The organism is Pseudomonas sp. SP16.1, from assembly GCF_052682975.1.
In genome coordinates this window covers 5,100,526-5,122,495 of record NZ_JBQYFZ010000001.1, presented here as the reverse complement: position 1 = coordinate 5,122,495, position 21,970 = coordinate 5,100,526, and the positions used below count along the sequence as shown (strand labels likewise).

Sequence of the window (21,970 nt, the reverse complement as noted above, 5' to 3'; positions counted from 1 at the left end):
GGCGCGCGCCGCGCGCCGGGCTATCCGCCGCACGCCCGTGGCCACGGGTGTGCTAGGGAGACGTCATGAGCTACGTGATCGACCGGCGCCTGAACGGCAAGAACAAGAGCACGGTGAACCGCCAGCGCTTCCTGCGGCGTTACCGCGAACACATCAAGAAGGCGGTCGAGGAGGCCGTCAGCCGACGCTCCATCACCGACATGGAGCACGGCGAGCAGATCAGCATTCCCGGCCGCGACATCGACGAGCCGGTGCTGCACCACGGCCGCGGCGGCAAGCAGACCATCGTCCACCCGGGCAATAAGGAGTTCACCGCCGGCGAACGCATCCCCAGGCCGCAGGGCGGTGGCGGCGGACGCGGCGGTGGCAAGGCGAGCAACTCCGGCGAGGGCATGGACGAGTTCGTCTTCCAGATCACCCAGGAGGAGTTTCTCGACTTCATGTTCGAGGACCTGGAACTGCCCAACCTGGTCAAGCGCCACCTGACCGGCAGCGACACCTTCAAGACCGTGCGTGCCGGCATCAGCAACGAAGGCAACCCCTCACGCATCAATATCGTGCGCACCCTGCGCTCGGCCCATGCGCGGCGCATCGCCCTGTCCGGCTCCAGCCGCGCCAAGCTGCGCGAGGCGAAGGCCGAGCTGGCACGCTTAAGGGCGGAAGAGCCGGACAACTTCGGCGACATCCAGCAGATCGAGGCGGAGATCGAGCGCTTGAGCGCGCGCATCCACCGCGTGCCCTTCCTCGATACCTTCGACCTCAAGTACAACCTGCTGGTCAAGCAGCCCAACCCCAGCTCCAAGGCGGTGATGTTCTGCCTGATGGACGTTTCAGGCTCGATGACCCAGGCCACCAAGGACATCGCCAAGCGCTTCTTCATCCTGCTGTACCTGTTCCTCAAGCGGAACTACGACAAGATCGAGGTGGTGTTCATCCGCCACCATACAAGTGCGAAAGAGGTGGACGAGGAGGAGTTCTTCTACTCCCGCGAGACTGGCGGCACCATCGTCTCCAGCGCGCTCAAGTTGATGCAGGAGATCATGGCCGAGCGCTATCCGATCAACGAATGGAACATCTATGGCGCCCAGGCGTCGGACGGTGACAACTGGAACGACGATTCGCCGGTGTGCAGGGATATATTGATCAACCAGATCATGCCGTTCGTGCAGTACTTCACCTACGTCGAGATCACCCCGCGCGAACACCAGGCGCTGTGGTTCGAGTACGAGCAGGTGGCCGAGGCATTCGCCGAAACCTTCGCCCAGCAGCAACTGGTGTCGGCTGCGGACATCTACCCGGTGTTCCGCGAACTGTTCCAGCGCCGCCTGGTCACCTGAGGGTCGCCCCATGAATGCCCCCGCCAAGAAACGCCAGCCCATCTCCACCGGCTCGGAATGGACCTTCGAGCTGATCCGCCAGTACGACAAGGAAATCGCCCGTTTGGCCGAGCGCTACGCGCTGGATACCTACCCCAACCAGATCGAGGTGATCACCGCCGAGCAGATGATGGACGCCTACGCCTCGGTGGGCATGCCGCTGGGCTACCACCACTGGTCGTATGGCAAGCACTTCCTGGCCACCGAGAAGGGCTACAAGCGCGGGCAAATGGGCCTGGCCTATGAGATCGTGATCAACTCCGATCCGTGCATCGCCTACCTGATGGAAGAAAACACCATCTGCATGCAGGCGCTGGTGATCGCGCACGCCTGTTATGGGCACAACAGCTTCTTCAAGGGCAACTACCTGTTCCGCACCTGGACCGACGCCAGTTCGATCATCGACTACCTGGTGTTCGCCAAGCAGTACATCATGCAGTGCGAGGAACGCCACGGCATCGACGCGGTCGAGGAACTGCTCGACTCCTGCCATGCGCTGATGAACTACGGCGTCGATCGCTACAAGCGCCCCTACCCGATTTCCGCCGAGGAGGAACGCAAGCGGCAGAAGGATCGCGAGGAGCACCTGCAGAAGCAGATCAACGACCTCTGGCGAACCATTCCCAAGATCGCCGGCAAGCACAGCGATCAGGACAACAAGCGCTTTCCCGCCGAACCCCAGGAAAACATCCTGTACTTCCTGGAGAAGCACGCGCCGCTGCTGGAGCCCTGGCAGCGCGAGGTGATCCGCATCGTGCGCAAGATCGCCCAGTACTTCTACCCGCAGCGCCAGACCCAGGTGATGAACGAGGGCTGGGCCACCTTCTGGCACTACACCCTGATGAACGACCTGTACGACGAAGGCCTGGTCACCGACGGTTTCATGATGGAATTTCTCCAGTCGCACACCAGCGTGGTCTACCAGCCGCCGTTCGACAGCCCCTACTACAGCGGCATCAACCCCTATGCCCTGGGCTTCGCCATGTACCGCGACATCCGCCGCATCTGCGAGGAGCCCACCGAAGAAGACAAACGCTGGTTCCCCGACATCGCCGGCAGCGACTGGCTGACCACCCTCAAGTTCGCCATGGCCAGCTTCAAGGACGAGAGTTTCATCCTGCAGTTCCTCTCGCCCAAGGTGATCCGCGACTTCAAGCTGTTCGGCATCCTCGACGACGACCAGAAGGACGATCTGCTGGTGCCGGCGATCCACGACGAGTCCGGCTATCGCACCATCCGCGAGCTGCTCGCGGCGCAGTACAACCTGGGCAACCGCGAACCCAACGTGCAGATCTGGAGCATCGACCGCCGCGGCGACCGCTCGCTGACCCTGCGCCACCAGCAGCACGACCGCAAGCCGCTGGGCGAATCCACCGAGGAGGTGCTCAAGCACCTGCACCGGCTGTGGGGGTTCGATATCCACCTGGAGGTCTGCCAGGGCGATCAACTGATCACCACCCAGCACGTGCCGCCTCGCGGCGAAGCAGAGGGCGAAGGGGACTACCCGCGGCTCGACCTGGTCATCCCACCCATTTGATCGGTTGCCTGCGATGCATCGGGCGCTCAGCATCGCAGGCAGATTCCGCGAGGCGCCATGCATGCGTGTATTTCTGATCCTGCTGCTGTGCCTGGCGCTGGCCGCCTGCGCCAGACATCCGCCCCGGGTGCAGGTCCTGGGCTCCGCCGACACCTCGCTGGTCGGGCGCCACGGCTTTGTGCTGATCGAGCCGCGGCACAGCCTGCAGGGCGAGCCACCGTTTGCCGAGCGTTACCGCCAGTTGCCGCAATTGCTGCGCCAGGGACTGGTGGCGCGCGGCTACCACGAGAGCCAGCAGCCGCAGCTGCGCGTCTATTACTGGCTGGCAGTGCAGGACGGCCCGCTGACCTTCAAAGTCGACGTCCCGCCCCCCAATGCCCTTGGCCCCTACCAGGCGATCCATCGCCTGCGCGACGAAACCGGCACGCTGCGCCTGCGCCTCACCGATCTGGACGACGGGCTGCTCTGGGAGGGCGTGGTCAGCACCGGCCTGAGCCCGGCGCGCGACAGCGCCGAGCTGCTGGAGCGCGCGACCCAGGCGCTGACCGAGCAGATACCTGAAGCCACGCCGTAGCCCGGATGCAGGCCGGGCACGCCGCTCCCGGATTGCATCCGGGCTACCCCTCGCCACCGGCCAGCCGCTATCCTCCGCACTCAGCGGAGGAACAACGATGCAGATCTACAAAGTCGGCGGCGCGGTGCGCGATCGCCTGCTCGGCCGCCCCGTCAGCGAAGTGGACTGGGTGGTGGTGGGCGCCAGCGCCGAACAGATGCTCGAACTGGGCTATCGCCCGGTGGGCGCCGACTTCCCGGTCTTCCTCCATCCGCAGACGGGGGAGGAATACGCCCTGGCCCGCACCGAGCGCAAGAGCGGGCGCGGCTACGGCGGCTTCGTGTTCCACGCCAGCCCCGAGGTCACCCTGGAGCAGGACCTGATCCGCCGCGACCTGACCGTCAACGCCATGGCCGAAGACGACCAGGGCAGGCTGATCGACCCCTATGGCGGCCAGCGCGACCTGCAGGCGTGCGTGCTGCGCCACGTTTCGCCGGCCTTCGCCGAAGACCCGCTGCGGGTGCTGCGCGTCGCCCGCTTCGCTGCCCGCTATGCGCCGCTGGGCTTCAGCGTGGCGGCGGAAACCCAGGCACTGATGCGCCAACTGGCCGAGTCCGGCGAACTGGCCCACCTCACCGCGGAGCGCAGCTGGAAGGAAATCTCCCGAGCATTGATGGAGCCGCGCCCGGACGTGTTCGTCCAGGTGCTGCGCGACTGCGGCGCCCTGGCGGCCCTGCTGCCGGAGGTCGACGCGCTGTTCGGCGTGCCGCAGCCGGCCGCTCATCACCCGGAGATCGACACCGGCGTGCATGTGCTGAGCGTGCTGCGCCAGTGCGCCGAACACGAGCAGCCGCTGACGGTGCGCTGGGCCTGCCTGCTGCACGACGTCGGCAAGGGCCTCACGCCCGAATCCGAGTGGCCGCGGCATATCGCCCATGAGGACAAGGGCCTGCGCCTGATCCAGGCCATCAACCAACGCTGCAAGGCGCCGCGCGACTGCGCCGAGCTGGCGCTGCTGGTGGGCGAGTTCCACACCCACGGCCACCGCGCCCTGGAACTCAAGCCCTCGACCCTGCTGGAACTGCTACAGCGCTTCGACGTGTTCCGCCGCCCGCAGCGCTTCACCGAGTTCGTCGCCGCCTGCGAGATGGATGCCCGCGGCCGCCAGGGACTGGAGCAACGCGAGTACCCGCAGGCCGCCTACCTGCTCGGCGCCGCCGAGGCGGCTCGCCAGGTGGCGGTCAAGCCGCTGCTGGAAAAGGGCTTCAAGGGTGCGGAACTGGGCGAGGCGCTGGCTCGCGAACGACTGCGGGCGCTCAAGGCCTACAAAGAACAGCAGGCCCTGTAAGGCCGTTCCCAGGCAAGCGGTGTTGCCCCGATCGGGCAGGAGCCAGCTTGCTGGCGATCAGCGGATCAAAAGCATCGCCAGCAAGCTGGCTCCTACAGGGCGGGATTGGCCTGCATTAACTCTGCGGGCGTCAGCTCGACGCCGCGCCACTGGAAGGCGGCCGGCCACAGTTGCTGATCGATCCGCGCCGCCTGCCATAGTTCGGCGAACGGGCGCCCGTCGACCGGGTGGCTTAGCTGCGGCGCCAGCAGCGCCAGCGGCCAGAGCACGAAGGCGTTCTTGAGGATCTCCGCGCGCGGCAGCACCAGCCCGTTGAAGTTGCCGACCTGCTCGCCGTACAGCAGCACGTCGATATCCAGCGGCAGGCCCTTGCGCTCCGGCGCGTAGCGACCGTTGTCGGCCTCGATGAACTTGAGCCGGCGATCCAGCTCCAGCAACGGCAGCTCGGTCTCTCCGGTCACCACCAGGTTGAAGAAGTTGCCGCTCTTGATGCCCACGGCGTGGCTCTCGAACACCGGCGAGCAACGCATGTTCGAAAGCAGAGCGGCCAGGGCATCGAGCCCAGCGGTGAGATGCGCCTCGCGCTGAACATTGCTGCCGAGGCCGAGGTAGACCCGCGTCACAGGCATCCGCGCTCGATCTCCACGCCGACCCCGCCACGCGCCGCCGGCACCGCGCCCGGCTTGGTCAGCTTCAGCCGCACCCCGGGGATACGGAACTCGTCCATCAGCGTCTGCACCAGGCGCTCGGCGAAGGTTTCCACCAGGATGAACCGCGACTCCTCGGCAAAGGCCTGGATACGCGCGGCGACGCTAGCGTAGTCGAGCGCCTGGGCGAGGTCGTCGCCGGCCGCGGCCGGACGGTTGTCCCAGCCCATCTGCAGGTCGAGGCGCAGGCACTGGCGAATCTCGCGCTCCCAATCGTAGGCGCCGATCACCGTGTCGACCTCCAGCCCCTCGATAAATACTCTGTCCACCTGCACTCCCCGCGCCACGACAAGGGCGTCGCGCCTCGTTAGAATCGGGCCACCCCATGCCCTGGAATGGCCATCATGTTCTGGCTCCTGGCGATCCTCGCCTACCTGCTCGGCTCGCTGTCCTTCGCCATCCTGCTCAGCCGCCTGGCGGGCGGCCCGGACCCGCGCGCCAGCGGCTCGGGCAACCCCGGCGCCACCAACATGCTGCGCGTGGCCGGCAAGAAGCTCGCCGGGCTGACCCTGCTCGGCGACCTGCTCAAGGGCCTGCTGCCGATCCTGATCGCCAAGCTGCTCGGTCTCGAGCTGCAGCAGCAGGCCTGGATCGGCCTGGCCGCGGTGATCGGCCACCTGTTCCCACTGTACTTCCGCTTCCGCGGCGGCAAGGGCGTGGCCACTGCCGCCGGCATGTTGCTCGGCCTCTATCCTCCAGCGGCGCTACTGGCGATCTGCGCCTGGCTGCTGGTGTTCGCCCTGACCCGCACCAGCTCGCTCGCCGCGCTGATCGCCACGCCGCTGACCCTGCCGCTGCTGGCCTGGCAACAGCCGGCGGCGCTGCTGCCGGTCTGCGTGCTGACCGGGCTGATCGTCTGGCGCCACCGCGGCAACCTGCGCGACCTGTTCGCCGGCCGCGAGCGCCGCTTCTAACGCCTGCAGGAGCCGCTTCGGCCGCGAACTTCGTGGATAAATCCGCTCCTACAGGGCGCACACAGCTCACTGCAGCGCCGGCAACGACTCCATCGGCCAACGCGCCTGCACCTTGATCGCCAGGTCCTCGTGCTGCCCGGCCAACAGACGCTGGCAACCGGCGTAGGCGATCATCGCGCCGTTGTCGGTGCAAAAACGCGGCCGGGCGTAGAACACCTTGCCCTTGAGCTCGCCCAACATGCGTTCCAGATACTCGCGCAGAGCCTTGTTGGCACTCACCCCGCCGGCGATCACCAGGCTGTTCAGTCCGGTCTGCTTCAGCGCGCGCTTGCACTTGATAGTCAGAGTCTCGACCACCGCCTGCTGGAAGGCCAGGGCGATGTCGCAGCGGGCTTGGTCGAGGTCGCCATCGCCGTCGCGGCACTGCTGCCAGGTATTGAGGGCGAAGGTCTTCAGCCCGCTGAAACTGAAATCCAGGCCGGGACGGTCGGTCATCGGCCGCGGGAAGACGAAACGCCCCGGCGTGCCCAGCTCGGCCAGCCGGGCGATCTCCGGGCCGCCGGGGTAATTCAGCCCCATCAGCTTGGCGGTCTTGTCGAAGGCCTCGCCGGCAGCGTCGTCCAGCGACTCGCCGAGCAACTGGTACTGGCCGATGCCATCGACCCGCACCAGCTGGGTGTGGCCGCCGGACACTAGCAGGGCGACGAAGGGAAAGGCCGGCGGCTGCTCTTCGAGCATCGGTGCCAGCAGGTGGCCTTCCATATGGTGCACGCCGACCGCCGGCACGCCCCAGGCGAAAGCCAGGGCCTGGGCGCAGGAGGCGCCGACCAGCAGCGCGCCGACCAGCCCGGGGCCGGCGGTATAGGCCAGCGCATCGATATCGGCCGGTTCGCGCCCGGCCTCGTCCAGCACCTGGCGGATCAGCGGCAGCATGCGCTTGACGTGGTCGCGCGAGGCCAGTTCGGGCACCACGCCGCCGTATACGCGGTGCAGGTCGATCTGGCTGAACAGGGCATCGGCCAGCAGGCCACGCTCGCTGTCATAGAGCGCTACGCCGGTTTCATCGCAGGAAGTTTCCAATCCCAGTACGAGCATGGAGCTAAGCCTTGGTTTGCCGCGGGGAACAAAGGCGCGCATGATAAGCGCCGCCCGGCGGGGCGGCTACTGCTTTTCGACCTAAGGGCTTTGCATTCCTCGCGTCGAGGCGGTAACATCCGCAACCCTTAAAAACCGACGCAACCCGAGCCATTTGCCGGGAGCGCGTTCACCCCGGTAATTAATGAAGGTACGACCTGGATGCCAGCCGTCAAAGTTAAAGAGAACGAACCCTTCGACGTAGCCCTGCGTCGTTTCAAGCGCTCCTGCGAAAAGGCCGGTGTTCTGGCCGAAGTTCGCAGCCGCGAATTCTACGAGAAGCCGACCTCCGAGCGTAAGCGCAAGGCTGCTGCCGCTGTCAAGCGTCACGCCAAGAAAGTGCAGCGCGAGCAGCGTCGCAGCGTCCGCCTGTACTAATCGGTACACGCAACGCCCGAATGCCCGGCCCAGGCCGGGCATTGCATTTTCAGGAAACTCCGCCTCGCCGTTCGGCGAATGAGCGGAGTTTTCTGCTTTCTGCCCGAGACTGTCCAGCCCTGCGCCACGACAGTATGCTGAGCACCTATGGCCGGCCTGATCCCGCAATCCTTCATCGATGACCTGCTCAACCGCACCGACATCGTCGATGTGGTGAGTTCGCGCATCCAGCTGAAGAAGACCGGCAAGAACTACAGCGCCTGCTGCCCCTTCCACAAGGAAAAGACCCCCTCCTTCACCGTCAGCCCGGACAAGCAGTTCTACTACTGCTTCGGCTGCGGCGCCGGCGGCAACGCCCTCGGCTTCGTCATGGACCACGATCAGCTGGAGTTCCCCCAGGCGATCGAGGAACTGGCCAAGCGCGCCGGCATGGACGTGCCGCGCGAGGAAAGCGGTCGCGGACGCACACCGCGCCAGCCGGTGGATTCGCCGCTCTACCCCCTGCTCAATGCCGCCGCCGAACATTATCGCCAGGCACTGAAGAGCCACCCGCAGCGCAAATATGCCGTGGACTATCTCAAGGGCCGCGGCCTGACCGGCGAGATCGCCCGCGACTTCGGCCTCGGCTTCGCCCCGCCCGGCTGGGACAATCTACTCAAGCATCTGGGCAGCGACGCCCTGCAGCAGAAGGCGATGATCGATGCCGGCCTGCTGATCGAGAATGCCGAGAACGGCCGGCGTTACGACCGCTTCCGCGACCGCATCATGTTCCCCATTCGCGACAGCCGCGGCCGGGTGATCGCCTTCGGCGGCCGGGTGCTGGGCGACGATAAGCCCAAGTACCTCAACTCGCCGGAAACCCCGGTGTTCCACAAGGGCCAGGAGCTATACGGCCTGTTCGAGGCGCGCAAGCACAACCGCGATCTCGACGAGATCATGGTGGTCGAGGGCTATATGGACGTCATCGCCCTGGCCCAGCAGGGCCTGCGCAATGCCGTGGCGACCCTGGGCACCGCCACCAGCGAGGAGCACCTCAAGCGCCTGTTCCGCATCGTACCCAGCGTACTGTTCTGCTTCGACGGCGACGCCGCCGGGCGCAACGCCGCCTGGCGCGCCCTGGAGTCGACCCTGCCGAGCCTGCAGGACGGCCGCCGCGCGCGCTTTCTGTTTCTGCCCGAAGGCGAAGACCCGGACACCCTGGTGCGCGCCGAGGGCACCGACGCCTTCCGCGCGCGCATCAATCAGCATGCGCAGCCACTGGCCGACTACTTCTTCCAGCAGCTGTCCGAAGAGGCCGACCCACGCTCGCTGGAGGGCAAGGCGCACCTGGTCACCCTGGCCGCACCGCTGATCGACAAGATTCCCGGCAACAATCTGCGCACCCTGATGCGCCAGCGCCTGAGCGAGATCACCGGGCTTTCCGGCGAAGCCCTCAGCCAGGTGGCCAGCAGCCCGCGTAGCCATGGGCCGGCTACGACCAGCCAGGCACCCGGCGGCGACTACCCGGATTACGGCGACATTCCCGACAGCGCCTATTACGACGCCATGCCGGACCTCGGCGGCTACGAGCAGCCCGCACCGCCGCAACAGCAGCACCATGAGCGCAGCCATGGCGGCGGCAAGGGCAACTGGAAGAAGGAAGGCAGCAAGTGGAGCAAGAAGGGCAAGGGCGACTTCGCTCCGCGCGCGCCGCGCACCGCGGTCAGCGTCGAATCGCCTCATCTGAGTGCCCTGCGCACCCTGCTGCACCACCCGCAGCTGGCGCAGAAGGTCGAGGACGTCAGCCACTTCGCCGACGAAGACGACACCTACGCCCAGTTGCTGGTGGCCCTGGTCGGCGCCCTGCAGAAGAACCCCGGGCTGCGCTCGCTGCAACTGATCGCACGCTGGCACGGCACCGAGCAGGGCCGTCTACTACGGGCCCTGGCGGAAAAGGAATGGTTGATTTCGGCGGACAACCTTGAACAACAGTTTTTCGACACTATAACTACACTTGCAGCCCGCCAGCGTGAGCGCAGCCTCGAACAGCTGCTGCGCAAGGCCCGCCTAAGTGAGTTGAGCGCAGAGGAGAAAGATCAGCTGCGCACCCTGCTAAGCCGTAACGCGCCACCAGTGTTCCCCTCCCCAACTGGCGCGTAAGGGTCTTATTCAGGTATAATCCGCGGCTTGTTTTCAGCCCGCCAAGACCTTCAGTGGATAGGGTGTTATGTCCGTAAAAGCGCAACAGCAATCTCGTTTGAAAGAATTGATCAGCCGCGGTCGCGAGCAGGGCTACCTGACGTACGCGGAGGTCAATGACCACCTGCCGGAAGATATTTCCGATCCGGAACAGGTGGAAGACATCATCCGCATGATCAACGACATGGGGATCAACGTATTCGAGAGTGCTCCGGATGCGGACGCCCTGTTGTTGGCCGAAGCCGACACCGACGAAGCCGCGGCCGAAGAAGCTGCCGCCGCCCTCGCCGCCGTTGAGACCGATATCGGCCGTACCACCGATCCGGTGCGCATGTACATGCGCGAAATGGGCACCGTGGAGCTGCTGACCCGCGAAGGCGAAATCGAAATCGCCAAACGCATCGAGGAAGGCATCCGCGAGGTGATGAGCGCCATCGCCCACTTCCCCGGCACGGTCGACGGCATCCTCGCCGAATACAACCGCGTCACCACCGAGGGCGGCCGCCTGGCCGAGATCCTCAGCGGCTATATCGACCCGGACGACGGCAGCGTGCCCGACGAAGCCGCCGCCCCCGTGCCCGTCAAGGACGGCGCCGCCGCCGAAGAGAGCGACGACGACGAGGAAGACGAAAGCGGCGACGACGAGGAAGAAGAAGGCGACGGCGGCCCGGACCCGGAAGAAGCGGCACGCCGCTTCACCGCCGTGGCCGAGCAGCAGGACAAGGTGCAGAAGGCACTGAAGAAGCATGGCCGTGGCAGCAAGCAGGCCACCGAAGAGCTGGCCGCACTGGCCGAGCTGTTCATGCCGATCAAGCTGGTGCCCAAGCAGTACGACGCCCTGGTCAGCCAGGTGCGCGACGCTCTCGATCGCCTGCGCGCCCAGGAGCGCGCCATCATGCAGCTGTGCGTACGCGATGCGCGCATGCCGCGTGCCGACTTCCTGCGCCTGTTCCCGGGCAACGAAATCGACATGAACTGGGCCGCCGACCTGGCCAAGGGCAAGGCCAAGTACGCCGAAGCCCTGGGCAACCTGCAGGCCGACATCCAGCGCTGCCAGCAGAAGCTCGCCGATCTGGAAGCCGAGTGCAGCCTGAATCTGGCCGAGATCAAGGACATCAACCGGCGCATGTCCATCGGCGAGGCCAAGGCCCGTCGCGCCAAGAAGGAAATGGTCGAGGCCAACCTGCGCCTGGTCATCTCCATCGCCAAGAAGTACACCAACCGCGGCCTGCAGTTCCTCGACCTGATCCAGGAAGGCAACATCGGCCTGATGAAGGCGGTGGACAAGTTCGAATACCGTCGCGGCTACAAGTTCTCGACCTACGCCACATGGTGGATTCGCCAGGCGATCACCCGCTCGATCGCCGACCAGGCGCGCACCATCCGTATTCCGGTGCACATGATCGAGACGATCAACAAGCTCAACCGCATCTCCCGCCAGATGCTTCAGGAAATGGGCCGCGAACCCACTCCGGAAGAGCTGGGCGAGCGCATGGAAATGCCCGAGGACAAGATCCGCAAGGTGCTGAAGATCGCCAAAGAGCCGATCTCCATGGAAACCCCGATCGGCGACGACGAAGACTCGCACCTGGGCGACTTCATCGAGGACAGCACCATGCAATCCCCGATCGACGTAGCCACGGTCGAAAGCCTCAAGGAAGCCACTCGCGAAGTGCTGGCCGGTCTCACCGCCCGTGAAGCCAAGGTCCTGCGCATGCGCTTCGGTATCGACATGAACACCGACCACACCCTCGAGGAAGTGGGCAAGCAGTTCGATGTCACCCGTGAGCGTATCCGTCAGATCGAGGCCAAGGCGCTGCGCAAGCTGCGCCACCCGACGCGCAGCGAGCACCTGCGCTCCTTCCTCGACGAGTAACACCAGAACCCCCGGCCCAGGCCGGGGGTTTTGCTTTCAGGGCCCTGCTGCGGACCGAAGCGACCTGCCCGCCAGCCGCCGTCCCGGCACGAAGCGCGCCGCCGTCCTGACAAGCGCTTCTCAACCGGGAGCCGCCAGACCAGAGCCCTACCTTCCCGGCCCCCGACCTCTGCAATCAAACTGCCACCTCGGCCCAAGGCCGGGCTACACTTTGGCAGATACTGGTTCCGAAACGAGGCCGTTATGCCACGCTTGCCGGCCATTCTGTTGTTGTGCCTGGCGTACTGGACGACCCCGGCCTCGGCTCTACCGCTCAATGAGGAGGAGCGCAACTGGCTGGCCACTCACCCCGAGCTGCGCCTGGGCATCGACGCGTCCTGGCCGCCGTTCGAGTTCCGCGACGCACAGGGCAACTACCAGGGCCTGGCCGCCGACTATGTCAGGCTGATCGAAAGCCGCCTGGGCGTGCGCATGCAACCGGTCGAGCCGAGCAGCTGGAGCGAGGTGTTGGCACAGGCGCGCGCCGGCCAGATCCACCTGCTGCCCGGCATCATGTCCACGCCCGAACGGCAGAAGTATCTCGCCTTCACCCGCCCCTACCTGGACTTTCCCATCGTCATCCTGGCCCGCGACGGCGGCCCGCAACCCAGGCGCGTGGACCATCTCCTCGGCCTTAGAGTCGCGGTAGTGGCCGACTATGCGCCACACGAGCTGCTGCGTCAGTTGCATCCCGGCCTCGACCTGCTGCCCTTGCCCAGCGTCGCGGCAGCGTTGCAGGCGCTGGCCACCGGGCAGGCCGACGCCCTGGTCGGCGACCTCGCTTCCAGCGTCTGGAGCCTGCGCCAGCTCAAGCTCGAAGGCCTGCTGATCAGCGGCGAGACCCCCTATCGCTATCAGTTGGCCATGGCCGCACCGCGCGACCAGACCGTCCTCATCGGCATTCTCGACAAGCTCTTCGCCGAACTCAGCCCCCGCGAGATCGCCGCGCTGCAGGCGCCCTGGGTCGGCGATGTGCTGGACAAGCGCCGCATCTGGCGCGAGGCCCTGCTCTATGGCCTGCCGGCGCTGCTCGGCCTGCTGCTGGTGATCGCGGTGATCCTGCGCATCAACCACCGCCTGCACAGCGAGATGCAGAGTCGCATCGCCCTGGAACAGGAGCTGCGCAACCGCGAACAGCACTTTCGCGACATGGTGGAAAGCCTCTCGGCCATCACCTGGGAGGCCGAGCCGGGCGACCTGCGCTTCAGCTACGTCTCGCCACATGCCGAAAAGCTGCTCGGCTATCGGCAACAGGACTGGCTGCAGGCCGGCTTCTGGCAGCAGCACCTGCACCCGGACGATCTCCCGACCACACTGCGCCAGCGCCTGGAGCGCTGCGGCGCCGGGCAGGACCATGTGCTCGAGTACCGCCTGCAGGCGGCTGACGGACGCAGCGTCTGGATACGCGACATCGTCAACCTGCTGCAACGCGGCGAACACCAGGTGATGCGCGGCTTGATGGTCGACATCAGCGAAACCAAGCAGACCGAACAGGCGCTGCGCCTGTCGGAGCAGAAGTTCGCCTCGGTGTTCCAGCAATGCCCGGACATCCTGGTCATCGCCCGCCGCGCCGACGGCGTACTGCTGGAGGTCAACGCCGCCTTCACCGAGCAGACCGGCATCCCCCTCGAGCAGGCCATCGGCAAGACCGCCACCGAACTGGATATCTGGGGCGTGCCCGGCATCGGCCCAAACCTGCTGCTACGCCTGCAGGACGAGAGCCTACGCAACCTGGAGATGCCCTTTCGCCGCGCCGACGGCAGCCTGTTCACCGGACTGATCTCGGCGGAAGCCTTCCAGCTCTCCGACATCCCCGCACTGGTGGTGGTGGTGCGCGACATCAGCCAGTTGAAGGCGACCCAGCAGCAACTGCAGACGTCCGAGGAGAAGTTCGCCAAGGCCTTCCACGCCTCGCCCGACGGCCTGCTGATCACCCGCCTGCACGACGGTCTGCTGGTGGAAGCCAACGAAGGCTTCAGCCGCATCACCGGCTACCGCCTCGACGAGATCGAGGCCCAGAGCACGCTCAGCCTGGGTGTCTGGGCCAACCCGGCCGACCGCAAGCGCCTGATCGACGGCGTCCGCCAGCATGGCGTGGTCCGCGAGATGATCGCGCCGGTGCGCACCAAGGACGGGCAACTACGCCTGTGCGAACTCTCCGCCCAGCCGCTGCCGATCGGTGGCGAGGACTGCCTGCTGACCATCGCCCGCGACATCACCGAGCGCGAGCATATGCAGGAGCGCCTGCACCAGGCCGCTACCGTGTTCGAGAGCACCGCCGAAGGCGTGATGATCACTGACCTCGAACAGCACATCACCGCGGTCAACCGTGCCTTCACCCAGATCACCGGCTACAGCGAAGCCGAAGCCCTCGGTCAGCGTCCCAGTCTGCTCGCCTCCGGCCAGCACGACAGCGCCTTCTACGCCGCGCTCTGGCACAGCCTGGCGGGCCAGGGTCACTGGCAGGGCGAGATCTGGAACCGGCGCAAGAGCGGCGACCTCTACCCCAGCTGGTTGACCATCAGCGCGGTTCGCAATGCCGACAACCTGATCACCCACTTCGTCGGCGTGTTCGCCGACATCTCCAGCCTCAAGCACGCGCAGGCCCGGCTCGACCACCAGGCCCACCACGACCCGCTGACCGGCCTGCCCAACCGCCTGCTGTTCGAGAACCGCCTGCGCAGCACCCTGGAAGGCTCACGCTCCGACGACCAGCTTGGCGCCGTGCTGTTTCTCGACCTCGACCGCTTCAAGCAGATCAACGACAGCCTCGGCCATCCGATCGGCGACCAGCTGCTCAAGGCCATCGCCGAACGCCTGACCCTGCAGTTGCGCGAGATCGATACCGTCGCCCGCCTCGGTGGCGACGAGTTCATCATCCTGCTGCCCGGCCTGCAGCAGGCGCAGGACGCCGAGCAGGTCGCACAGAAACTACTGGCCTGCTTCGCCGCCCCCTTCCATCTCGAATCCCACGAGTTCTTCATCAGCGCCAGCATCGGCATCAGCCTCTACCCCAAGGACGGCACCGACGTCGCCACCCTGGTGAAGAACGCCGACACCGCGATGTACCAGGCCAAGGCCAAGGGCCGCAACCGCAGCGAGTTCTACACTCGCTCGCTGACCTTCCAGGTCAACGAGCGCATGGCCATGGAACAGGAACTGCGCCGCGCCCTGGAGCGCGAAGAGCTGTGCCTGCACTACCAGCCGAAGTTCTGCCTGCGCAGCCAGCGCCTGATCGGCGCCGAAGCCCTGGTGCGCTGGCCGCACCCGGTGTTCGGCGAGATCCCCCCGTGTCGCTTCATCCCGGTGGCCGAGGAAAGCGGCCTGATCCTGCCGCTGGGCGACTGGGTCCTGGAACAAGCCTGCCGCCAACTGCAGCACTGGCAGGAGCATCATGGCGGCTTCGGTCCGCTGTCGGTCAACCTGGCCGGCGCCCAGCTGCATCAGCCGAACCTGCTCGAACGCATCGACGAGTTGCTGCAGCAGCACGGCCTGGCGCCGCAGCTGTTGCAACTGGAGATCACCGAAAACTTCATCATGAACCAGACCGAAGAAGCCCTCGAAGTCCTGCACCGCCTCAAGGGGCTCGGCCTGCAACTGGCCATCGACGACTTCGGCACCGGCTACTCCTCGCTCAGCTACCTCAAGCGCCTGCCGCTGGACGTGCTGAAGATCGACCAGTCGTTCGTCCGCGGGCTGCCGGACGACCCCCACGACCTGGCGATCACCCGCGCCATCATCGCCCTGGGCCACAGCATGCAACTGACGGTGATCGCCGAAGGAGTGGAAACCAAGGCCCAGGAGCTCTGCCTGGCCGCCGAGGGCTGCCTGCAGATCCAGGGCTACGTGATCAGCCGCCCCCTCCCCGCCGACGCCTTCACCCGCAAGTTTCTCTCACCCGGTCAAGCGGTTGGCGCTGGCGAGAACGCGCCGGTATAATCCGCCGGCCTTCTGGGGGCCTATAGCTCAGTTGGTTAGAGCAGAGGACTCATAATCCTTTGGTCCACGGTTCGAGTCCGTGTGGGCCCACCACCTTCAAAGCCGCGCATTGCGCGGCTTTTGTGTTTCTGGCCACAACACTAGCTGCGCCCCCGCAGCACCTCATTTTCCTTGAACCTTTGCCCTTCTTACCCAGTCGGCTTAAAGAACCGTCGCGCTTCGCGACGCCGGCAAAGGATGCGCGATATGCCGAACCGCGCCAGCAGGATCGACGTTTCACACCTGCAACTCGAACAGCTATGGCAGCGTTATCAGCGGGTGCGTGCCGCCACGCAACGGCTCTGCGAGCCGCTGGAGCGTGAGGACTACGTGATCCAGAGCATGCCGGACGTCAGCCCGCCGAAGTGGCATCTGGCGCATGTCACCTGGTTCTTCGAGGCCTTCGTGCTGCAGCCCTTCCTGCGCGGCTATCGCCCGCTGGATGAGCGCTACGACCATCTGTTCAATTCCTACTACAAGACCCACGGCACGCCCTTCGAGCGGGCGCGGCGTGGGTTGTTGTCGCGGCCGACGGTGAGCGAGGTGTACGCCTACCGCAGCCACGTCGATCTGGCCATGGCGCGGTTGCTCAACCGGCTGGGCAGCGACCTTGCCGACGAGGTGCTGCAGCGGGTCGAGCTGGGGCTGGAGCACGAGCAGCAGCATCAGGAGCTGCTGCTGATGGATATCAAGCACATCCTGGCACAGAACCCGTTGCGACCGGTTTACCGTCATGACCTCAAGCCCGGTGGCGCAGCGGCAGGCGAGCCGCAGTGGATTCGCTTTCCCGCCGGGCTGCGCCATGTCGGCCATACCGGCGAGGGCTTCGCCTTCGACTGCGAGCGGCCGCGCCACCGCGTATTCGTCGAGGCCTTCCAGCTCGCCAGCCGGCCGATAAGCAATGGCGAGTACCTGGAGTTCATCCGCGCTGGCGGATATCGCAGCACCGCGCTGTGGCTGGCGGACGGCTGGGACCATGTCCAGCGCGCCGGCTGGCAGGCGCCGCTGTACTGGCTGCGCGAGGGCGACGACTGGCTGGAGCTGACCCTGGGCGGCGCGCGCGAGCTGGATCTGGCCGCGCCGGTTTGTCACTTGAGCTATTTCGAGGCCGAGGCCTTCGCCACCTGGGCGCAGGCGCGTCTGCCGCGCGAGGAGGAGTGGGAAGTGGCCGCGCAGGACGAGCCGCTTCGCGGCAACTTCGTCGAGAACGATCACCTGCAGCCGGTGGCGGCGGGCGCGGGCGAAGGCCTGCAGCAACTCTACGGCGATGTCTGGGAATGGACCGCCAGCGCCTACCGGCCCTACCCCGGCTTTCGTCCGCTGGGCGGCAGCCTGGGTGAGTACAACGGCAAGTTCATGTCCGGGCAGATGGTGTTGCGCGGCGGCAGCTGCGCCACGCCTGGAGACCACGTGCGCCCCACCTATCGCAACTTCTTCTACCCCACGATGCGCTGGCAGTTCTCCGGCCTGCGCCTGGCCAAGGAGGTCTGAGCATGGCATTGGCAATCCGTACCCACGAACGGTCCCTGAGCCCGGAACAGGAGGCGCTACGCGAAGAAGCCCTGCGCGGCTTCGCGGCCCGGCCGAAGGCGATGCCGCCGAAGTTCTTCTACGATCACCGCGGTTCGCAACTGTTCGAGCTGATCTGCCAGCAGCCGGAGTACTACCCGACCCGCACCGAGGAAACCATCCTGCGCCTGGCCGCGCAGGATATCGCCGAGCTGGCCGGGCGCAACGCCAGCCTGGTGGAGCTGGGCAGCGGCGCCAGCCGCAAGATCCGCCTGCTGCTCGAAGCGCTGCGTCCGGCGCGTTACCTGGGCATCGATATTTCCCGCGAGTTCCTGCAAGCCAGCACCCGTCGCCTGGCAGCCGACTACCGCTGGCTCGACGTGCATGCCCTGTGCGCCGATTTCAGCCAGCCGCTGAAATTGCCCGCCGAGGCGCTGGGCCAGCGCCCGCTGGCTTTCTTCCCTGGTTCCAGCATCGGCAATTTCGATCCGGACCAGGCCCGCGCCTTCCTGCGCAATCTGCATCGGGCGCTGCCGGCAGGCAGTGGTTTGCTGATCGGCGTGGATCTGGTCAAGGATCGCCAGGTGCTGGAGCGCGCCTACAACGATGCGGCCGGGGTCACCGCGCTGTTCAACCTCAACCTGCTCGAGCGCATCCGCAGCGAGCTGGACAGCGACATCGACCCGCGCCGCTTCCAGCACAGGGCGCTCTACAACGAAGACGAGTCGCGTATCGAGATGCATCTGCTCAGCCGGCAGGCGCAGCAGGTGAGGATCGAGGACCGCGTATTCGACTTCGCCGCCGGCGAAACCCTGCACACGGAAAACTCCTACAAGTACAGGCCGAGCGGCTTTCGTGAGTTGGCCGGTGAATGCGGCTTCGCCTCCCTCGCCATGTGGCGCGACCCGGCGCAGCTGTTCAGCGTGCATTTTCTGCGGCGGGAGTGAAGGGGCTTCACCAGGGAGAAATGGCGAGCCGTAGCCAGGGGTGGGATCAGCAAATTGCTGCGCGATCTTCTGCCCTCTCCCCCCGCCCCTCTCCCGCAAGCGGGAGAGGGGAGCAAGCGCGTTCGGCATTGGTAGGCGAATGCGCTCGGGGACTGGCTTCAGCGTTTGGCGATGATGTACACCGCATGCACTATGCCGGGGATGTAGCCGAGCAGGGTGAGCAGGATGTTCAGCCAGAACGCGCCGCCGAAACCCACCTGGAGAAACACGCCCAACGGCGGCAGCAGGATGGCGATGAGGATACGGACAAGGTCCATGCGGTGCTCCTTTGCACTCCATGAGGTCGTACTGACACAGACCCACTGCAGCGCCGTACAGTTCAGCCCGGGTCGCCAGCCCCGTCGCCAAGCTCCTTCGGGCAAGGGCTCGATCAGGAAGCCATGGCCGCCGAACCTCGTATCGGTACCGGGCCCGCTGCTCAGCTACACGCTGGTTCCTGTTGCTCCGCTGCCGATCGATCACAAGCGCACATCGAACTTATCCAGCAACAATTCCCCCGGAACATCCCTGCTGACCAGTTGATTGCGCCCCCGCGCCTTGCCGCTATACAGGCGGCGGTCGGCGCTGCGGTAGAGTTCGGCGGCGCTGCGGCCGTCCCTGGGCCAGGCGGCCAGGCCGAAGGTGGCGGACAACGCTATCGGCTGGCCGTTGTACTGCAGCGGTTGCCCGGCGATCTGCTGACGCAGCTTTTCCACCAGCGGCTCGGCGCCGGCGCAATCGGTGTGGCGCAGCAGCAGGCCGAACTCCTCGCCGCCCAGGCGGCCGAGCAGGTCGGTGACGCGCAGGCGCTGCTGGAGCATCTGGCAGATGTGCTGCAGGGCCTGGTCGCCGGCCTCGTGGCCCCAGCGGTCGTTGACCTGCTTGAAGTGGTCGATGTCGAGCAGCACCAGCACCAGCTGCCCGTTATTGCGTTCGGCCTCCTGGATGCTGCGCTGCAGGGCGTGCTGGAAGCTGCCGCGGCTGGCCACGCCGGTCAGCGAGTCGGTCTGCGCCAGGCGCTCCAGCTCTTCGTAGGCCTGCATGCGCAGGCCATCGTAGATGTGCACGAAGACCAGGATCAGCACGCCGCAGAGCGTGGCGTTGCCCAGGTCGATCAGCCCGGCGGCGTCCAGCTGCAGGTGGTTATCTTCGAAGTACAGCAGCAGCGCCGCCAGCATGAAGGGCGCGCTCAGCACGAAGCCGCGCCGCTTGCCCAGCAGCAGGTAGGCCAGCAGCGGGATCATGTAGACCCAGACGAAGGCCGCCGCCGAGGCGTCCGGCATGACGATGATGTAGAGGATGAAGGCGAAGGTGGGGATCAGGTAGAGGTAGACCCACAGGTCCAGCTGGCGCGCCTGCCCGATGCTCCAGCCGCCGTACAGCAGCAGCGCGGTGCAGAGCAGTTCGAGGATGGCGAAGGGGTAGTTGCCGGCCAGCGTCTGCAGCACGGCGAAGCCGCCCAGGGTCAGGCCGGTGGCGAGCAGGATGGTGCGCATCAGCGCACGCTTGCCGGCTTCGCGCAGGCCCGCGCAGTGCTCCGTCGTCAGGCCCTTGTCGTCGTCTCGTTTGCCATCGACCATCAGTCCGCCCAGCACCGCCGCCCTCGGTGGTGCGCAGCCCCCCGCCGCGCACCGTACCCTCACTATAGCCGGCAAACGCCGCGGGCTGGCCGGCGCTACACCGCGTAGCCGAGCACGCGCGGCAGCCACAGGGCGATTTCCGGGAAGATCGCCACCAGCAGCAGGGCGCTGGACATCACCACGACGAACAGCGCCGCCCAGCCGACGGTCTGCTCCAGACGGATCTTGGCCACCTCGGCGGTGACCATCAGGTTGATCGCCACCGGCGGGGTGAACTGGCCGATGGCGATGTTCATCGCCAGCAGGATGCCGAACCACACCGGGTTCCAGCCGAAGTGCTGCATCACCGGGATGAGGATCGGCATCAGGATCAGGTAGATGGAGATGGCATCGAGCAGCATGCCGGCCAGCAGTACGGCGAGCATCACCAGCGCCAGCAGCACCCAGCCGTTGTCCGACAGCGAGATGAGCCATTCGGCCAGGTGGCGGAAGGTGCCGAGCATGGTGCCGGCCCAGGCGAAGATGCCGGCCAGGGCGATGATCAGCATGACCACGCCGGAGATCACCGCCGCCTCGCCGCAGAGCTTCCACAGGCTGCGCCAGTTCAGCTCGCGGGTGAGCAGCAGGCCGACCAGCACGCCGTAGGCCACCCCGGCCACCGCCGCTTCGGTGGGGGTGAACAGGCCGCTGCGCAGGCCGCCGAGGATCAGCACCGGGGCGAACAGCGCTGGCAGCGCCTGCTTGAAGCTCTCGCCCAGCGGCGGCCGCTCGCCCTCCTCCGGCGCTTCCCAGCCGTAGCGCCGCGACAGCAGCCAGGCCGGCAGCAACAGCACCAGGCCAGCGAGGATGCCGGGGAACAGGCCGGCGGCGAACAGCGCGCGCAGGTCCACGCCCGGCACCACGATGGAGTAGAGGATCAGCGCGATGGACGGCGGAATCAGGATCGCGGTGGAGGCGGACGCGGCGATCAGCGTCGCCGAGAACGGCTTGGGATAGCCGGCCTTGGTCATGCTCGGCAGCATCACCATGGCCACCGCCGCCGCATCGGCCGGGCCGGAGCCGCTCATGCCGCCCATGATCAGGCACACCAGCACCGCGACCAGGGCCAGGCCGCCGTGGCGCGGGCCGATCAGCGCCTGGGCGAAACGCACCAGGCGCAGCGCCACCCCGGCCTTCTCGAACACCAGGCCGGTGAGGATAAACAGCGGAATGGCGATCAGCGGATACTTGGCCACGCCGTTGTAGGTGTTGGTGCCGAGGGTGGCGAGCATGTCCGGCGACAGCCCGGCGATGATGCCGATGGCGCCGGACAGGCCGAGGGCGAAGGCCACCGGCACGCCGAGCGCCAGCAGCACGGCGAAACTGAGGATCAGCCAGAGATCAGGGCTCATCGCCGAGCCTCCCGCGCAGGCGATCGAGGGTCATCTGAGTCAGGCGCACCAACAGCAGCAGCGCCAGGAGCGGCAGCCAGACCACGTACCACCAGTTGGGCAGGCCGAGGCCGGGAGACTCCGAGTCCCACTGGTATTCCTCCCAGGCGAACTGGCCGCCGTACCAGCACACCAGAGCCAGCACCAGCACGCCGGCCAGCCACTGCAGCAGGATCAGCGGCGTGCGCAGGCGCGGGAACAGGCGCTCGAGCAGGCCGATACGGATATGCCGGTTGCTGCGCATGGCCACCGAGGCGCCGGCGAAGGTGAGGATGACCAGCAGGAACACCGAGATTTCCTCGGTGAAGGCGAAGGATGCATCGGTGAAATAACGCACCACCACATTGGCCAGGCTGATCAGGCTGATGATCACCAGGGCTAGGGTGGCGAGCACGCGCTCCAGCGGCGCGTCGACTGGCTTGCTCATAAGAACCTCAAGCAACCAGA

18 protein-coding genes and 1 tRNA gene are annotated in these 21,970 nt (G+C 66.3%); 12 read left to right on the top strand and 7 right to left on the bottom strand.

Annotated elements, in window-relative coordinates:
• The first annotated feature begins 65 nt into the window (after nucleotides 1-65).
• From ACUTAF_RS24060 to ACUTAF_RS24045, 4 genes are all read left to right on the top strand, one after another.
• Nucleotides 66-1,337, top strand: a complete 1,272-nt coding sequence (locus ACUTAF_RS24060) for a YeaH/YhbH family protein (RefSeq protein WP_445582332.1) — start codon at nucleotides 66-68, stop codon at nucleotides 1,335-1,337.
• A 10-nt stretch (nucleotides 1,338-1,347) separates the two neighbouring features.
• Nucleotides 1,348-2,913, top strand: a complete 1,566-nt coding sequence (locus ACUTAF_RS24055; RefSeq protein WP_445582331.1) for a SpoVR family protein — start codon at nucleotides 1,348-1,350, stop codon at nucleotides 2,911-2,913.
• 61 nt (nucleotides 2,914-2,974) lie between these two features.
• Nucleotides 2,975-3,487, top strand: coding sequence for a DUF4136 domain-containing protein (locus ACUTAF_RS24050; protein WP_445582330.1), 513 nt, complete (start codon nucleotides 2,975-2,977; stop codon nucleotides 3,485-3,487).
• Between the two features lie 97 nt (nucleotides 3,488-3,584).
• Nucleotides 3,585-4,814: a multifunctional CCA addition/repair protein gene (locus tag ACUTAF_RS24045; protein WP_445582329.1), complete on the top strand. Its 1,230-nt coding sequence runs from the start codon at nucleotides 3,585-3,587 to the stop codon at nucleotides 4,812-4,814.
• 92 nt (nucleotides 4,815-4,906) lie between these two features.
• On the opposite strand, the gene folK is transcribed toward ACUTAF_RS24045, so the two are convergent.
• Together folK and folB are read right to left on the bottom strand one after the other, a co-directional pair.
• Nucleotides 4,907-5,443 carry a 2-amino-4-hydroxy-6-hydroxymethyldihydropteridine diphosphokinase gene (folK, locus tag ACUTAF_RS24040; RefSeq protein WP_445582328.1) on the bottom strand — a complete coding sequence of 179 codons (537 nt, stop codon included), beginning with the start codon at nucleotides 5,441-5,443 and terminating at the stop codon, nucleotides 4,907-4,909.
• A complete protein-coding gene (folB, locus tag ACUTAF_RS24035) occupies nucleotides 5,434-5,790 on the bottom strand; it encodes a dihydroneopterin aldolase (protein ID WP_445582327.1) in 357 nt (118 codons plus the stop codon). The genes folK and folB overlap by 10 nt, the downstream gene beginning before the upstream one ends.
• A 75-nt stretch (nucleotides 5,791-5,865) precedes the next feature.
• Between folB and plsY the strand changes: the two genes are divergently transcribed.
• Nucleotides 5,866-6,435, top strand: coding sequence for a glycerol-3-phosphate 1-O-acyltransferase PlsY (gene plsY, locus ACUTAF_RS24030; RefSeq protein ID WP_445582326.1), 570 nt, complete (start codon nucleotides 5,866-5,868; stop codon nucleotides 6,433-6,435).
• Between the two features lie 66 nt (nucleotides 6,436-6,501).
• Here the strand turns inward: plsY and tsaD are convergent, their stop codons facing one another.
• Nucleotides 6,502-7,530: a tRNA (adenosine(37)-N6)-threonylcarbamoyltransferase complex transferase subunit TsaD gene (gene tsaD, locus ACUTAF_RS24025; RefSeq protein WP_445582325.1), complete on the bottom strand. Its 1,029-nt coding sequence runs from the start codon at nucleotides 7,528-7,530 to the stop codon at nucleotides 6,502-6,504.
• Between the two features lie 201 nt (nucleotides 7,531-7,731).
• On the opposite strand from tsaD, the gene rpsU reads away from it, so the two are divergent.
• The 7 genes from rpsU (at nucleotide 7,732) to egtD (ending at nucleotide 18,474) form a co-directional block, all read left to right on the top strand.
• Nucleotides 7,732-7,947, top strand: a complete 216-nt coding sequence (gene rpsU / locus ACUTAF_RS24020) for a 30S ribosomal protein S21 (RefSeq protein ID WP_003296736.1) — start codon at nucleotides 7,732-7,734, stop codon at nucleotides 7,945-7,947.
• A gap of 147 nt (nucleotides 7,948-8,094) precedes the next feature.
• Nucleotides 8,095-10,086: a DNA primase gene (gene dnaG / locus ACUTAF_RS24015; RefSeq protein WP_445582324.1), complete on the top strand. Its 1,992-nt coding sequence runs from the start codon at nucleotides 8,095-8,097 to the stop codon at nucleotides 10,084-10,086.
• Between the two features lie 67 nt (nucleotides 10,087-10,153).
• Nucleotides 10,154-12,001, top strand: coding sequence for an RNA polymerase sigma factor RpoD (gene rpoD, locus ACUTAF_RS24010; RefSeq protein WP_445582323.1), 1,848 nt, complete (start codon nucleotides 10,154-10,156; stop codon nucleotides 11,999-12,001).
• A gap of 243 nt (nucleotides 12,002-12,244) precedes the next feature.
• Complete coding sequence (locus tag ACUTAF_RS24005) at nucleotides 12,245-15,979, top strand: EAL domain-containing protein (RefSeq protein ID WP_445582322.1); 3,735 nt, start codon at nucleotides 12,245-12,247, stop codon at nucleotides 15,977-15,979.
• 16 nt (nucleotides 15,980-15,995) lie between these two features.
• Nucleotides 15,996-16,072 (top strand) — tRNA-Ile (locus tag ACUTAF_RS24000).
• A gap of 153 nt (nucleotides 16,073-16,225) precedes the next feature.
• Complete coding sequence (gene egtB, locus ACUTAF_RS23995) at nucleotides 16,226-17,509, top strand: ergothioneine biosynthesis protein EgtB (protein ID WP_445582321.1); 1,284 nt, start codon at nucleotides 16,226-16,228, stop codon at nucleotides 17,507-17,509.
• A gap of 2 nt (nucleotides 17,510-17,511) precedes the next feature.
• Nucleotides 17,512-18,474 (top strand): L-histidine N(alpha)-methyltransferase, encoded by a 963-nt coding sequence (gene egtD, locus ACUTAF_RS23990; protein WP_445582320.1) that lies wholly within the window; start codon nucleotides 17,512-17,514, stop codon nucleotides 18,472-18,474.
• A 158-nt stretch (nucleotides 18,475-18,632) separates the two neighbouring features.
• Here egtD and ACUTAF_RS23985 read toward each other — a convergent pair whose 3' ends face one another.
• From ACUTAF_RS23985 to ACUTAF_RS23970, 4 genes are all read right to left on the bottom strand, one after another.
• Nucleotides 18,633-18,791, bottom strand: coding sequence for a YqaE/Pmp3 family membrane protein (locus ACUTAF_RS23985; RefSeq protein WP_074679695.1), 159 nt, complete (start codon nucleotides 18,789-18,791; stop codon nucleotides 18,633-18,635).
• Between the two features lie 201 nt (nucleotides 18,792-18,992).
• The gene (locus tag ACUTAF_RS23980) at nucleotides 18,993-20,093 is read right to left on the bottom strand and encodes a GGDEF domain-containing protein (protein WP_445582501.1); all 1,101 of its coding nucleotides are present in this window, start codon (nucleotides 20,091-20,093) and stop codon (nucleotides 18,993-18,995) included.
• 95 nt (nucleotides 20,094-20,188) lie between these two features.
• Nucleotides 20,189-21,484: a TRAP transporter large permease gene (locus ACUTAF_RS23975; RefSeq protein WP_445582319.1), complete on the bottom strand. Its 1,296-nt coding sequence runs from the start codon at nucleotides 21,482-21,484 to the stop codon at nucleotides 20,189-20,191.
• The gene (locus ACUTAF_RS23970) at nucleotides 21,474-21,950 is read right to left on the bottom strand and encodes a TRAP transporter small permease (RefSeq protein WP_445582318.1); all 477 of its coding nucleotides are present in this window, start codon (nucleotides 21,948-21,950) and stop codon (nucleotides 21,474-21,476) included. Before ACUTAF_RS23970 ends, ACUTAF_RS23975 begins: the two co-directional genes overlap by 11 nt.
• Nucleotides 21,951-21,970: the final 20 nt, after the last annotated feature.